Here is a 14,634-nt window from a genome sequence, read left to right on the forward strand (position 1 = left end):
ACAGCTTACTTAAGCAGGCTGAACCATAACTGATTTAATGCGTTTTACCGGCAGCTTGCTCGATATCGTGCTGCAGCGGTTTACGCAGGCCCAGCTTAAAAGCCAGTTCGGCGATGATAAACAGCGGGCCAACAAATAGCCCGATAATATCATCAACAAAGGCCGGCTTTTTGCCCTCGTAGTAATGGCCGACAAACTGCAGCACCCAGCCGACAACAAATAATGCGACCGAACTGCCGAGCCAAATCCAGAGCGGCAAACCAGCCAGTTTAGCCGCCAGCAACAGACACAAACCTGTGAAGGCAAACATTGCCAGCGCAAAGCGTAAATCAAGCCGCAGGTAAAAGGCCATGCCGCCAATAAACAACAATAACGCCGGTGTAATAACCAGGTTCGCCAAACTGAATAACGGCCAGTACAACAGTGCAAATACGGCAATGACAATGAGTGGAATGCCAACATAATGCGTGAGGATATTCCGCTCATCACGATGGTACAGCGCATACTGGCTTAAGTGTTCGGTCAGGGTTTTCATCGGCCGCCTGCTGATTAAATGTTGCTATGCGCTAAGCCTAAATCCACCGCCCTGCAGGGTCAATGAGACACTTTGTTCCTAATGTAGCAAAGCTGTAAATTTGGCGTGTATGAGCAATAAATATACAGACGAAAGGCGTAGTTTAAGCCGGTGTTAACGGAGCTTGTAGTCACTAACACTTCAGTTGTACTGCAGTTGCAGCATGGCTGGCCGCTCACGGATGACTTGCATAAACCAATGAAAATAAAAGGATAGATAGATGCAAGTAATCAGTACTTTGATAAAACGTCAGTTAATACGGCTGATATTGCTAGTTACTCCGCTGCTGTGTAGCACAGGCGCCTATGCCGATGCGATTCTGCATGCCTTCGACTGGCACTATAACGAGGTGGCCGCTAAAGCCACCGAAATTAAAAATCTTGGCTACAAAGCCGTGCTGGTAGCACCGCCGCTAAAATCTAATGCAGGCAACTGTGCCTGGTGGCAGCGTTATCAACCGCAGGATATTCGCGTGATAGACCACTGCAAAGGCAATAAGCAGTCTTTTGTGAATATGATCAATGCGCTGAACGACAGTAACCCGGCACGTAAAGTGGAGGTATACGCCGATATCGTGTTAAACCACATGGCTAATGAGCGCTATGGCGCAACCGATTTCCCCGGCCAGGTGGCAGTAAATAATTACGGTAGCAATAGCGGCTACTGGAACAATCAGCGCTTGTTCGGCAATTTAACCCAGGGCATTTTTAGCCCGGACGATTTCAACCCCAGCAATTGCATTAGCAATTATAACGATGTCTGGCAGGTGCAAAATTATCGCTTATGCGGCGGTAACGGTGACACTGGCTTGCCGGACCTTAATCCCAATAGCTGGGTGGTACAGCAGCAGCGCGCCTATCTAACTGCGCTTAAAGCGCTAGGCGTTAAAGGCTTTCGCGTAGATGCAGCTAAACATATGACTATTTGGCATATCAACCAAATTTTTACCAGCAGCATTAAAAGCGGCATGTATCTATTTGGCGAAATAATTACCAGTGGCGGTGCTGGCAATAATGAATACGACAGCTTTTTAGCACCATACCTGAATTACACCGATCACAAAGCCTATGACTTCCCGCTGTTCAGTACGATGCGCAGTGCTTTTGGTATGGGGGGCAGCTTAAGCCAGCTGGTAAATCCGGGAGCCTATGGCCAGGCGTTGCAAAACAGCCGTGCGGTCACTTTTACCGTTACGCATGACATTCCCACCAATGATGGTTTTCGTTATTTGATTATGGACCCGACAGATGAGTATCTGGCTTACGCTTATGTGATGGGCCGCGATGGCGGTAAGCCGCTAATTTTCAGTGACAGTACTGGTACTGATAATGGCCGCTGGGTAAATGCCTATAAAGCTGGCCATATTAATAAGATGCTGAACTTTCATAATCGTATGCAGGGCCAAAGTATGGAAATGCTAGCCTGGAATGACTGCGCCATTTTATTCCGTCGTGGCCAGGAAGGCGTGGTTGGTATCAATAAGTGTGGCAGCAACCAAAGTTTCAATGTTAACACCCATGGCCGGTTTTACTGGTACCGCAACTATCGTGACGTGTTAAGCGGCGGCAACCTGGTGTATATCAACGGTGGTAGCTACAACTTTAGCCTGCCAGCCCGACAGGCGAGAATGTGGTACGCCGATTAAAGCATAGTGATTAAACTTATTCGGCACTGAACAGCGACATTAAATCATCGGCATTGCCTTGCCACGGCTGGCCTTTGCCGCCGGCAAACATTTGGTCGGCTAGCTGGCGTTTATGTTGCTGTAAAAGCTGAACTTTTTGCTCTACCGTATTGCTGGCAATCAGCTTGTAAACAAACACGGCTTTTTGCTGGCCAATGCGGTGGGCGCGGTCCGTAGCCTGTGCCTCTGCTGCGGGATTCCACCAGGGGTCATAGTGAATAACGGTGTCGGCCGCAGTCAGGTTTAGGCCGGTGCCGCCGGCTTTTAAGCTAATTAAAAATACCCGTGTCTCACCGTTTTGAAAGGCATCAATTTGCTGCTGGCGGTGTTTTGTTTGGCCGGTTAGCTTACTGTAACTAATGCCCAGGGCATTAAGTTCATCCTCAATCAGGGTAAGCATGCTGGCGAATTGGCTAAACAGTAAAATATTGCGGCCTTCTTCCAGCATTTCTGGCAAGGTGTCACGTAGCCATTGCAGTTTGGCATTGCTTTGCACTGAGCGGGCATGCTCAACCGGTACTAAACGGGCATCACAGCAAGCCTGGCGCAGTTTTAACAGCGCGTCTAAAAATTGGATCTGGCTGGCCGCTACCCCTTTTTGCACAAACAGCTCACGCACCTTGGTTTCCATCACCAGGCGGATACTTTCGTACAGGTTTCGTTGATCACTTTCCAGTTCCAGTAGCTGCACCATCTCGGTTTTATCAGGCAACTCGCTGGCAACCTGCGCTTTGGTGCGGCGCAGTATAAAAGGCGCAATGCGGGCTTTAAGGGCGTGAGCACGCTCAATATCGCCGTGCTTTTCTATCGGTTTACGGTATACCTGATTAAAGTGGGCGTCATTGCCCAGTAAGCCCGGCAGCACAAAGTCGAAAATAGATTTAAGTTCACCAAGGTGATTTTCCAGCGGTGTGCCAGACAGTGCCAGCTTAAAGTCGGCTTTTAGCAGGCGTACTGCTTTAGCCGCCTGGCTGCCAGCATTTTTAATGTGCTGGGCTTCATCGAGAATAACCGCACTTAATGGCTGGCTTTGATAATACTTATGGTCGCGCACCACTAACGGGTAACTGGTAACAATGACATCATAATCGGCCAGGGTGTTAAACAACGGTTGGCGCTTATTGCCATGAATTTGCAATACGCGCAGTTGCGGCGTAAAGCGCGCGGCCTCCGCCAGCCAGTTACCCAGTAAACTGGTTGGGCAAATGATCAGTGCCGGCTGCTTAAGTTCGCCATGCTGTTTTTGCGCCAGCAGCAAGCTCAGTGTTTGCAGTGTTTTACCCAGGCCCATATCGTCGGCCAAAATGCCGCCTAGGCCAAATTCGCGTAAAAAACGCAGCCAGCTTACGCCTTGTAATTGATAATCACGTAGCTGCGCCTGCAAGCCTTGTGGCACCTCGCAAGGGCTAATACCACTGAAGTTATGCAACAAGCTGCTTAAGCGCTGCATCCGTTGTGCATTCAAAAATTGAATATCTTTGGCTGTTTCTGGCGGCAGCAAGGCAGCTTTAAATGCGGGTAAGTCCAAACTGAATTGCGGTTTGTTTGGATTTAATAATTCGATAATGGTGTCAATAAATGGCTGGATAAGTGCCAGCGGTAACGCCAGCTTGCCTTGCGGCAGCGATAACCAAATGGGTTTATCTGCATCGGGTAAACCGTGTTGGCGCAGCCATTGGCTGATTAGTGGCAGTAGCGGTACCTGAGTACCATCAATATCTACCTGGATTGCCAGCGCAAAGCCACCTACGGCATTGTCCTGCACTTGTAGGTATGGGTTGCCACTTAGAATGTCCAGATTAAAGTTGTCGTCGCGTGCTATATGCCAACCTTGCTGCTCAAGTGCCGGCAATGCATCTAATAATGGTTGCCATAGCAGAGGGTTATCTGGCCCTTCACCCACGCCAAAAGCGCTGTGTTCCGTGTAGGGTGCTGGCAAAGCGGGCAGTTGCAATAGCTCTAACTGCAGTAGTTGCTCCAGCGCATCCGTTTCGCCAGCGCGGTCGCGTTTAATAAACACGGTATTGCCATTATCGGTTAGTTCAGTTTGCGCCTGTTGCAAGTTAAGCGGCAACAGGTAAGCGCCGTACTGAAACTGCAATACGGCAGTGGGTTCGTTACGGCCGCGGGCCTTATGCGGCAGCATTTTTAATTGCAATACCGCTTTGGCGACAGTGGCTATTTGTTTAATACCGGCGGCACTGGGTAGTGGTAAGCTGGTTTGGCTAAACAGTTGCTGCAGACGGCTTAAACTGGGCGCCAGTGACTGCTGCGGAATAGGCGGCATTTTATTTAACAGTTTGAGCTGGGCGCTGTTTAGAGCCGTGTCCAATAGGCCAATCTGGTGGTAGCTGGTGTCGAGGTAACAAGGTGGGTCGGTGTATACCAGCTCAAAGTCACGGTCGCTGTCGTCCAGCTGCCAGTTTAACTGCTGGCCAGCTGCAGTGTCGAGCCAACTAAAGCTGAGAGAACGATTCGGCCCTTGCTCAACCGCATAGCGGGCTTCAGAGAAAAAGCAGCGGCCACTTTGCAGCAATTGTTGCAGCAGCTGGTAGCCCCAGTCGCCTTCTAGCACTGGCAAATCGCGTAGGCTTTGGGCGCGAAAATAACTTAGCAGGCGGTAATCTTGTTCGTCAATCCAATAAGGTATTGCAGGGCTAACCAGATCATACTTGCCTATGGCGACCCCTTTGGTATAACCCCCTTTTTTGCTGGCTCTTACCCGGCGTGGGCTAAGCTGCAAACCGGCCTGTCCGTACGACAGCAGATACAGCACAATATCTTTATCTTGCACGCTTGGCGTCAGTGACTGCTCTACCTGTTCAAACCATTGATTCAGCTGCCTTAACGGCTGTTGTTCCAATTGCAACTTGTGTTGCTGAAAATCGCGTTGCAAGCGCAGCAATACCGCCAATACATGCTTGCAGTTAGCTCCCACCGGGCAGGTGCAGCGGTTTTGCATGCGCCAGCCATCGCTGCTGCGTTGCAAATTAATAAATTGCCGATACGGCGTGAAGGCTGCGCCCCATACCTGGGCGCTAATCTCGGAGAGATCACTGTTGTATTCCAGTTTGACGACTTTACCGGCTTGCAAGTAGGCTTGCGCCCGGTGAAAGGTCACTGCATCGAACCAGTGTTCCAGTTGCTGCTGACTAAGAGGAAATGCCGTGTCGGTTATCATAACGCCTGAGGGTTAAACACAAAGGCGTAATGCTACCGCAGTTTTGCCTTAAGCCAAATGCGGTAGCGTGAAATAAACAAAATTTGTCTAGTTTATCCGCTTAATCGTTAATTTTTACCGGACCGTTAATCGCATTCAGCTTTAAACCACCAGAGCCGCTGTCGAGAATGGTAAGGCCGCCGGCACCATCAACGTTAATATCGCCAGAGCCGTCATCAATAGTGACGATACCGCCCACCGCGCTGACGAAAATATCGCCTGAACCATCTTCTATCATGACATCAGCGGCAACCTGGCGGATAGTCAGATCACCGGAGCCATCGTCTACCGTTAGTTTGCCGCTAACCTGTTCAATCAGCAGATTGCCCGAACCATCTTCTACCTTTACATTAGCGCCGCCACTGATGCGTAAATCGCCGGATCCATCTACTAGCTGCAAATTGCCCTGCAGGCCAACGATTTCGCTGTCGCCGGAGCCGTCATCCAGCGTTAGGCCGAAGTGTGCAGGGACTTTAACAACCACGTCGATATAGGGGCTGTTGCCGTTATAAAAGTCTTTATCGAACCCGGCTTCTAATACCGCATTGTTGCCGCGGCTTGTCAGGCTCAGACGAATATCGTCAGCCCTGTAGTAATAAATGTTGGCGACCATTTCTATTTCGCTGCGGTCTGCCTCACCTATAATATCCAATTTTCCGGCGCCGGTGTCTGCCACCAGCTGGCTCAGATTGGCGGCATTGAGCGTCAGTTTACGCTCTTCATGCTGCATGTCGTTCGCATTACTGCTTCCAATATAGACAACACAACCACTAAGTAAGGTGGCAGCGGCAATGCTAAGAAAGCGGGTTTTCATAAAAAGTCCTTCTAAGTTGTTTATTCGACATAATATCAGCTGCTGATTTAGCAAATTCAATGCCGTTTATTATAGTCTTTTAATATCAATAACATATAAATTTTTTTCTGGCTGGTGTTGGCAAAATCACTATTAGCTGGGGTTTTTAACCAACACTGGTGGTTGTTTTAACTGTTGGTGACAGAATTGGAGGCCTAGGCAAAAGCCAGCTATGTTTAAGCGGTAATTGGCTGGTGTATGAAATACTAGGGCATCTTACCCGGATAAGGACTAAGCAGAATGATAAAAAAAATAGTGCTGTTTGTTGTGCTCCTATTGGCCGTGCCATTGTTGGCCGCCTTGTTTATTAAACAGGATTACCAGGTAAAGGCTGCTGTTGTAATTAATCAGCCAAAGCTGCTGGTGTTTGACTATATTCGGTTTCTAACTAATCAGGACAACTTTAGTGTCTGGGCGGCAATGGACCCTAACATGCAAAAGACATCGCAAGGTGTCGATGGCACCATTGGCTATATTGCTGGCTGGCATAGCGAAAACACGGATGTTGGCACCGGTGAGCAGGAGATCATCGCCATAACCGAAGGCGAGCGGATTGACTTCGAGCTGCGTTTTTATCAGCCGTTTTCAGCAGTATCCCCAGCCTATATGCAAACTGAAGCGCTGACTGAGCAACAAACCCGCGTAACCTGGGGTTTTGCCGGCCATATGCCGTATCCAATGAACCTGATGTTAGTGTTTATGGATGTCGAGGGTATGATTGCGGCCGATTTGCAGCAGGGCTTGGATAATTTGAAACTGATATTGGAAACGCAGCCGGCCGAACCCGCCGAATTACCTGCTAGCTAATGCTAGAAATAGTAATCCAGGCTCAGCTGAACAAAGTCATCACGGCGGATATAGTATAAAGGTTCCGCTGTGTGCTGGCTGCGGAAGAACCAGGCATCCAACTGCAGGCGTAAATTGTTACTTAAACGCGTTGATGCTTCCAGCTTGCCACTTTGACTGCCGCTATGATCTAAATCTTGCACTATACCGAGCAGAAGCTCGGTCCCGGCGGCATCATTGGCGGCAAAACGGCCTCCAACAAACACATCGTTCTGGCCTGGTACCGGCGCATAGCGACCACGGCTGTCGTACTGATATTCAGCTATCCAGCCTAAGTCCCAATCACTGTCAAACAGGCCGACCTGAGTATACTCAAAGCCCAGTGTGGCGGCGGCAAAATCATCTATGCGTGTTTTGCGGTACAGGCTTTCTAACTTCCAAATCCAGCTACCACTAATAAGTTGGCCTTCAATACCCAGCTGTTGCATCTGCAAATATAGCGGTTCTAGCTTGCCTTCAGCTGTGGAGTTAAACATTGGGTCGCGGTTATTACCTTCAAAATAGCTTAAGGCAATGTCGATAGCCCCGAACTGGCGGCTCCAGCGCAAGGCAAAATCCAGGTTGTTTTGCTGCTGTGCCGACTCATAAAGTGGATGTGTTGTGTCTACTGGCAAGGGCAGTCGCAAGCGGCCATCAATACCGGCAAAGGTACGTTCGCGAAAGTAGGGTAACAAATACAGCGAAAAGGTACCGCCATCGCCGTATAGGTTCCAGTTTAGCATTGGCTGACCGAGTTTGGCTTCACCGTCGACACTGGCGACCAGATCGGTCTGGTTTATTACATCGACCAGGTGTTGTGATTCAGTTACGCCCCAAAACACAATATCTACGCCGGCTTTAATGTCAAAACCGCTGCCGGCGTATTGCCAATAAGCCTGGCGTAGGTCAATTAAATTACGCTCGTTATCACGTTGGTCCCAACGCACAAAAGGTTGCAACACCACCTGGTGCGCGCGGTTATCGCTTTGCCAGGCCCATTCTGCAGTTAATTCGGCACTGCTATGCTTGCTGGCTTGCTGTTGCAGACCAGACTGTGGATAGTAACGCTGTTGTAATGTCAGGCTGTAATCGGCACTGAGGTTTTCTGTCCAGCTGGACGGGCGCTGTGCATCGTGCACCGGCGGCGTGTTTGTTGCAGCAAGGCTGCCTGCAACCCTGGCATGTTGCATCGCCTGGTCGGTTACTGGTGGCGGTGAAGTAGTTTCTGTCGGGGCATCAGCCGGCATTTGCACTACGTTAGTTGCAGCAGGGGTGAGTAGATTGGCGGGCTCAGCTAAAGGGCTGGGAGTTGTTTGCGCGACAGCCTGAGGCTGCAATGGTTTGCGGGTTATAGCCTGATAATACCATTGCCTGGTCGTGCTGACCGGTGTCGCCAGCATTTGTGCCCTAGCGGGGATCTGTAACTGGCTGCCCTCTAGTAAGTAATTGATATCATTGTCTCTAAACGCGCCCGGGTTGGCTTGCCACAGAGCATAAACCACCTGCACCATTGCAACCTCGTTATCTGGCCGCGCTGCTGTAGCTAGCTTCCATAAGGTGTCAGAAGGCTGCACCGGCCCAAGCTGAGCTGCCCAGCTGCTTGCCAGCGGGCTGCATATCAGTAATACCGCGCTGATCAGACGTTGCATAACATACATCCAGCTTTAGCGTACACGTTGTAGCGCATTGGTGTCGAAATCTGCTGCAGTGCGGCCGGTATTAAAGCTAATGTCGTGGATTAGCAGGTCGGTACTTTTGCCGGTTTGATGGTTTTGCATAGTGAGCTTGTGCGGCCGCCAGAACTTATCCAGGTACAGTTTATAATCGTGCAGCGTCAGAGTTTTTAATAGTGCGGCTTTACGATCGTAATACTCGGCCTTGTGCAGCCGATAATGTTGTTGGTCAACCCAAACGATGGTTTTGCTGTAACCAGAAAATTCGTCGGTGGGTGTCTGTTGCAGCACAAAACAGCTTTGCTCCGCACAGGCGCCATCGCGTAGATACTCAAAGCGGTATTTTTCTATTTCAAATGAGCTTAAATCCTCGTAGGCAAATTCACTACCCATAAACGGGCCGGATTTGTTGCGCGATGCTATGCGTTTTACCCGCTTAATTGCTGGCAGATACAACCATTGGTCATCTTCAGCGGTTGGATGCGAATGATTTAAAAACGCGGTACCGCGCACGTCGCGTGGCTCATCAAAAATGGTTAAGCCTTTATCGCCGTCGCCTTGTACTTCCAATGCCGCAGTGCGGATCTCGCGTCGGCTTTCGTCGCCGTTAGCATTGCGCAATACCATAGTAGTACGGCTTTCACTATCGCCCCAGCCAGCATCGCGGGCTTTGCGCTCTTTAGCAATCGTCAGGCCCTTTACTTCATCGGCAGCACCAGTGCCGCTAAATAGCAGGGCCGTAACGCTTAGCAGTACAGTGCAGAGTAATCTAGGCATCCGTTTTACTTTCCTTGGTATCAAATTTCAGTAAAAACGCCGGCAAGAATAAAAAGTCGATTACCAGCGCGGTAAGAATAATAATAGCCGTTAATAGCCCCATGTCCGAATTTAACCGGAAACCGGATAGCATCAGCACGCTAAAACCAATTGCCAGTACAGCGGTGGTTATCCATAGCGCCCGGCCAACGCTGTGAAAGGCATAGCGCACAGCGGCTTCAGCATTACGGCCCTCGTGCCTGGCGTGTTGATATTTCGCCAGAAAATGCACGGTGTCATCAACAATAATACCCAGGCTGATACCGGCGACTACCGACAAACCCAGATTAATTTCACCACTGTACAAACCCCAGATGCCAAAGCCAATCGCCGCTGGCGCAATATTGGGCAGCAAGCTGATTAGCCCCATGCGCCACGAACGCAGGCTAAATACCAGTAACAGCGAAATAAGCACTAAAGCCAGCGGCAGGGTCTGCAGCATAGAGGCCATATTGCGTTCGCCAATATGGGCAAACATTAACGCGGTGCTGGCAGCCGCTGCGGCATACTGAGGATACTGGCTGGCCAGATAACCCAGGGCTTTTTGCTCAAAAGCGGTAATCTCTTTACTGCCCATATTCTGTAAAGATGCCGTAATACGGCTGGCACTTTTATCCAGGTTAAGCTGATTGTTTAAGTCCAGACCATAGGGCAGCGACATCTCGTACATTAACAGATACTGCGCCGCCTCGTCTTGCTGCTGCGGTACGCGGTAGTACGCCGGGTCGTCGCCGTGCATATTTTTGTTTAACCGTTTAAACACATCGCTGATGCTATTAACGTGTGTCACTTCGGGTTGCTGGCGCAGCCACTGGCTAAAGGTTTCTATTGCAGTAATAAATTCCGGCTGGTTTACGCCACTGCTTTGGCCACTTTGCAGCACAAAATCCATCGACATAGAAGCCGCTAGATTTTGATCGAGAAAATCCATCGCCTGACGAAACTCGGTTTTTGGTGAGAAGTACTTTACCGCCTCATCATTCACTTTATTCAGGCTGATAAAGCTGGCAAAACCCACCATTAACAACAGCGTCACCGGCAGCAGTAAACGGTGGCGCGCAATAACAAAGTTGGCCATTTTGTCCATCGCGTTGCTACTATGCTGCTGCGCTTTACCCGGGCGTAAGGGTAATACCGCCAGCAATGCCGGCAGCGTAACAATGCTAAATAAGCAGGCGAGCATCACTCCAACAGCAGTCATATTGCCCAGGTCGGCTAAAATCGGTACTTCTGAAAAGTTAAGCGTTAAAAAACCGATAGCAGTCGTCGCGCTGGTAATAAATACCGGCATGACATTGCGCTGCATACTGTAAACGATGGCGCTGGTTTTATCATCGCCACGGTTCAGCGCAAATTGCATGGAGGCAATGACATGCACGCCGTCTGCCACCGCCAATGTCATTAAAATGGTGGGTACATTAACGGTAGCGGTGCTAAGAAAAATACCGGCCCAGCCAGCTAAGCCCAAAGCACTGCTGATGGTAATAATAATAATAATAACCGTGGCCAGGGCGCCAAGTACTGAACGCAGTAGCAGTGCCAGCATTAACACAATAACGGCAAACATTACTGGGATCAGAGTTTGCGCATCGTGTTCAGCTTCGTAAGCAAAGGAGTGGTTCATGGCAATAACACCTGCCAGATGAAACTCAACATCCGGATAGCGCTGGCTGAAGTCAGCTTTTAGTTGCTGAGCAAAACCAAAGGCATCGAAGACTTCTTTATTTTTATCTAATTCTGGCAACTGCACAGTAATATTGATCGCAGCCACCGCGCCGGATGCGGAAACCAACCGGTTTAATAGTGCCGGTTCAGCTAAGGCCACCGCGCGGATTTTCGCCACCTTGTTACTGTCCAGCAAGCTAGTATCCAGCAGTAGGTCTTCTACCAATAAATCGTCAGCCTCGGCCTCTGTGTGTTGGAAGTTACTTATTGAGTCGACCCGAATAGAGTAGGGCGTTTGCCAGGCGGCATCGGTGAGTTGCTTTATCAGTGTCAGGTTCGCCACGCTGAAAATTGCACCGTCTTTTGGTGCAACGCCAATAAGAATGTTATCGCTTTTATTAAATTCATCCTGCATTTGCTCAAAGGCCAGCAATTGCGGGTTGTCGTCGGCAAAAAATACCCGGTAGTCACCACGAAAATATAGCTTGCTAAGGCCGGCACTCATCAGCACCACTAGCAACAAGGTGCTAAGCAATACCTGCCACGGATGTTTCAACACCCAGTTAAGCCAAAGCTGCTTCATGTATTACTCTCCAGGCTAATTATTCAATCTGACCAACAGCTTGCATCCTTTATCGCATGGCTGCTGCGGTGTTAGTCAGTTTAGCTGATTTCACTGTCGGCTTAGCATAATATTTAATCTTGCTTAAATGTAACACTGTGCTAAACATTAATTTATCTTTTATTTTCACTCACAGGAGACAGGATGTCACTGGCCGTAGTTTATAGCCGCGCCCGCCATGGTTTGGATGCGCCCTTAGTTACCGTTGAAGTGCATATTAGCAATGGCTTGCCGGCATTTCAGTTGGTAGGTTTGCCGGAAACGTCTGTTAAGGAATCACGTGACCGGGTGCGTAGCGCCATGGTTAATAGCGGTTTTGCTTTTCCGGATCGTAAAATTACCGTCAATCTGGCACCGGCCGATTTACCCAAAGAGGGCGGCCGTTTTGACCTGCCGATCGCGCTGGGTATTATTGTTGCCTCTGGCCAGTTGGCAGAGAAAAGCCTGCAAGGTTATGAATTTTGTGGCGAATTGGCATTGTCTGGCGAAATTAGAACTATTGTAGGTGAAATTCCGGTGGCGATAGCCTGCCGTGATGCTGGCCGCGAAGTGGTGTTGCCGATGTTAAACGCACAGCAGGCGCAGCAAGTGCCGAAAGTGGCGGTGCACGGTGCCGAGCATTTACTACAGGTACACAGTTTTTTACTGGCGCAACAACCATTACCGGCTATACCAGCGTTACCACCGCGTGAGCAGCAACATCTGCCAGATCTGGCCGATGTTAAAGGTCAGGCCCACGCCAAGCGGGTGTTGGAAATTTGCGCCGCCGGCGAGCACAACTTACTTATGCTGGGCCCGGCGGGCACCGGAAAATCGATGCTGGCGCAGCGTTTGCCTGGTATTATGCCGCCGCTTACCGAGCCAGAAGCGCTGGCAACCGCGGCGATTTATTCGATAGCCGGTTTAAAACGCAATTTACACGATTGGCAGCAGCGGCCATTTCGGTCGCCACATCATACCAGCTCTGCCGTCGCCCTCGTGGGGGGCGGTTCAGTGCCAAGGCCGGGCGAAATTTCGTTATCGCACCACGGCATTCTGTTTTTAGATGAACTACCCGAGTTTCCACGCAAAGTGTTGGATGTGCTACGTGAACCACTTGAAACCGGCGTGGTACATATTAGCCGCGCGGCGCGGCAAGCCGAATTTCCGGCGCAGTTTCAGCTGGTAGCTGCACTTAACCCCAGCCCCACCGGGCACCATCAGGATGGCCGAGCCACGCCCGAACAGGTAATGCGCTATTTAAACCGCTTATCTGGGCCTTTTATTGACCGCATAGAACTGCAAATTGAAGTGCCGCTGCTGCCCAAAGGCATGTTAAGCCAGCATACGCAGGAAGAGAGCAGCGCCAGTGTGCGCGAGCGTGTGCTGGCGGCGCGGCAGATACAGCTTAACCGTCAGGGCAAAGCCAATGCGCGCTTAAGTGGCAGCGAAATCGCCGATTTTTGCCCGTTGCAACGCGCCGATGCCCAGTTTTTAGAAGACACCATTCACCGCTTTAAGCTATCTGCCCGTACGTACCATAAAATTATTAAAGTCGCGCGCAGCATTGCCGACTTGCAGCAGCAAGCGCAAATCAGCCGCGCGCACTTAATGGAGGCACTTAGCTACCGCGCGTTAGAGCGGCTGCTAAGTTATCTGAAAAACTAAACTAATTTCCAGTTGAGGGTTTCACCGGCGAAAAACGGCACTATTGGGTTGCCGTTGGGCAGGGTTATTTCTGTAGGCACCTGCCACTGCTGTTTAACTAAAGTTACTGTGCCGCTATTGCGTGGCAGGCCGTAGAAATCGGCGCCATAGTGGCTGGCAAAGCCTTCAAGTTTATCCAGGCAGCCCAGTTCATCAAACACCTGCGCATACAGCTCTATTGCGCTATGGGCGCTGTAACAGCCGGCGCAGCCACAGGCTGATTCTTTACGGTGTTTCTCGTGCGGTGCTGAATCAGTACCGAGGAAAAATTTAGCGGAGCCACTGGCCACCGCAGCGCGCAACGCTTCCTGGTGAGTGCGGCGTTTTAATACTGGCAGGCAGTAGTTATGTGGCCTTACACCGCCAACCAGCAAGTCATTGCGGTTTAGCAGTAAGTGCTGTGGTGTGATAGTGGCAGCAACATTTGCTGAGGCTTCGGCAACAAAGCTGGCAGCATCGGCAGTGGTAATGTGTTCGAACACTACTTTTAATTGCGGGATACGGGCGACAATATGCTGCAGGTGGCGGTCGATAAACACTTTTTCCCGGTCAAAAATATCAATTTCGTGTTCGGTTACTTCGCCGTGAATAAGCAGCAACATACCTTGCTCGGCCATCACTTCAAACACCGGATACAAGGCATCCAGCGCGCCAACGCCCTGGCTGGAATTCGTGGTAGCGCCGGTTGGATATAATTTTGCCGCAACCACACCGGCTGCTTTGGCTTCGATAATATCTTGTGCTGTGGTTTTATCGGTCAGGTATAAGGTGACCAGAGGCTCAAACGCACTACCCTGAGGCCGCGCGGCCAGAATACGCTCGCGATAGGCCATAGCCATGGCCGCGTTGGTCACCGGCGGCACTAAGTTAGGCATTACAATAGCGCGGGCAAATTGCCGGGCTGTGGCAGGCACGGTTTCGCGCAGCATGTCGCCGTCACGAAAGTGTAAATGCCAGTCATCCGGGGTTTGAATGGTTAAACTTGTCATGCGGTGGCTCCTGCGGCGGTATGGCGA

Annotated in this window: 10 protein-coding genes; 3 read left to right on the forward strand and 7 right to left on the reverse strand. The window is 50.3% G+C overall.

Features of this window, described 5'->3' with window-relative positions; translation table 11 throughout:
- Positions 1-34 precede the first annotated feature (34 nt).
- Positions 35-535, reverse strand: coding sequence for an Mpo1 family 2-hydroxy fatty acid dioxygenase (locus tag I4W93_RS18010; protein WP_205312074.1), 501 nt, complete (start codon positions 533-535; stop codon positions 35-37).
- Between the two features lie 259 nt (positions 536-794).
- On the opposite strand from I4W93_RS18010, the gene I4W93_RS18015 reads away from it, so the two are divergent.
- Positions 795-2,219 carry an alpha-amylase family glycosyl hydrolase gene (locus tag I4W93_RS18015; RefSeq protein WP_205312073.1) on the forward strand — a complete coding sequence of 475 codons (1,425 nt, stop codon included), beginning with the start codon at positions 795-797 and terminating at the stop codon, positions 2,217-2,219.
- Positions 2,220-2,235: 16 nt separating this feature from the next.
- Here the strand turns inward: I4W93_RS18015 and I4W93_RS18020 are convergent, their stop codons facing one another.
- Both I4W93_RS18020 and I4W93_RS18025 read right to left on the reverse strand, forming a co-directional pair.
- Entirely contained in the window at positions 2,236-5,439 is a 3,204-nt protein-coding gene (locus tag I4W93_RS18020) for a DEAD/DEAH box helicase (RefSeq protein ID WP_205312072.1), read from the reverse strand.
- Positions 5,440-5,539: 100 nt separating this feature from the next.
- Positions 5,540-6,292, reverse strand: coding sequence for a DUF4097 family beta strand repeat-containing protein (locus I4W93_RS18025; protein ID WP_205312071.1), 753 nt, complete (start codon positions 6,290-6,292; stop codon positions 5,540-5,542).
- Between the two features lie 279 nt (positions 6,293-6,571).
- On the opposite strand from I4W93_RS18025, the gene I4W93_RS18030 reads away from it, so the two are divergent.
- The gene (locus tag I4W93_RS18030) at positions 6,572-7,138 is read left to right on the forward strand and encodes an SRPBCC family protein (protein WP_205312070.1); all 567 of its coding nucleotides are present in this window, start codon (positions 6,572-6,574) and stop codon (positions 7,136-7,138) included.
- Between the two features lie 2 nt (positions 7,139-7,140).
- Here I4W93_RS18030 and I4W93_RS18035 read toward each other — a convergent pair whose 3' ends face one another.
- The 3 genes from I4W93_RS18035 to I4W93_RS18045 are packed head-to-tail and all read right to left on the reverse strand — an operon-like array spanning position 7,141 to position 11,893.
- On the reverse strand, positions 7,141-8,805 hold the full coding sequence (locus tag I4W93_RS18035) for a type IV pilus assembly protein FimV (RefSeq protein ID WP_224673541.1): 1,665 nt from the start codon (positions 8,803-8,805) through the stop codon (positions 7,141-7,143).
- Positions 8,806-8,820: 15 nt separating this feature from the next.
- Positions 8,821-9,606 (reverse strand): outer membrane lipoprotein-sorting protein, encoded by a 786-nt coding sequence (locus I4W93_RS18040; RefSeq protein ID WP_205312068.1) that lies wholly within the window; start codon positions 9,604-9,606, stop codon positions 8,821-8,823.
- The gene (locus I4W93_RS18045) at positions 9,599-11,893 is read right to left on the reverse strand and encodes an efflux RND transporter permease subunit (protein ID WP_205312067.1); all 2,295 of its coding nucleotides are present in this window, start codon (positions 11,891-11,893) and stop codon (positions 9,599-9,601) included. Before I4W93_RS18045 ends, I4W93_RS18040 begins: the two co-directional genes overlap by 8 nt.
- A 183-nt stretch (positions 11,894-12,076) precedes the next feature.
- Between I4W93_RS18045 and I4W93_RS18050 the strand changes: the two genes are divergently transcribed.
- Positions 12,077-13,579 carry a YifB family Mg chelatase-like AAA ATPase gene (locus tag I4W93_RS18050; RefSeq protein ID WP_205312066.1) on the forward strand — a complete coding sequence of 501 codons (1,503 nt, stop codon included), beginning with the start codon at positions 12,077-12,079 and terminating at the stop codon, positions 13,577-13,579.
- On the opposite strand, the gene pyrC is transcribed toward I4W93_RS18050, so the two are convergent.
- Positions 13,576-14,607 carry a dihydroorotase gene (gene pyrC / locus I4W93_RS18055; protein ID WP_205312065.1) on the reverse strand — a complete coding sequence of 344 codons (1,032 nt, stop codon included), beginning with the start codon at positions 14,605-14,607 and terminating at the stop codon, positions 13,576-13,578. The two genes, I4W93_RS18050 and pyrC, sit on opposite strands and share 4 nt — an antisense overlap.
- Between the last annotated feature and the right edge of the window lie 27 nt (positions 14,608-14,634).

Origin of the sequence: Rheinheimera maricola (genome assembly GCF_016918075.2) — a bacterium.
Lineage (GTDB): Bacteria > Pseudomonadota > Gammaproteobacteria > Enterobacterales > Alteromonadaceae > Alishewanella > Alishewanella maricola_A.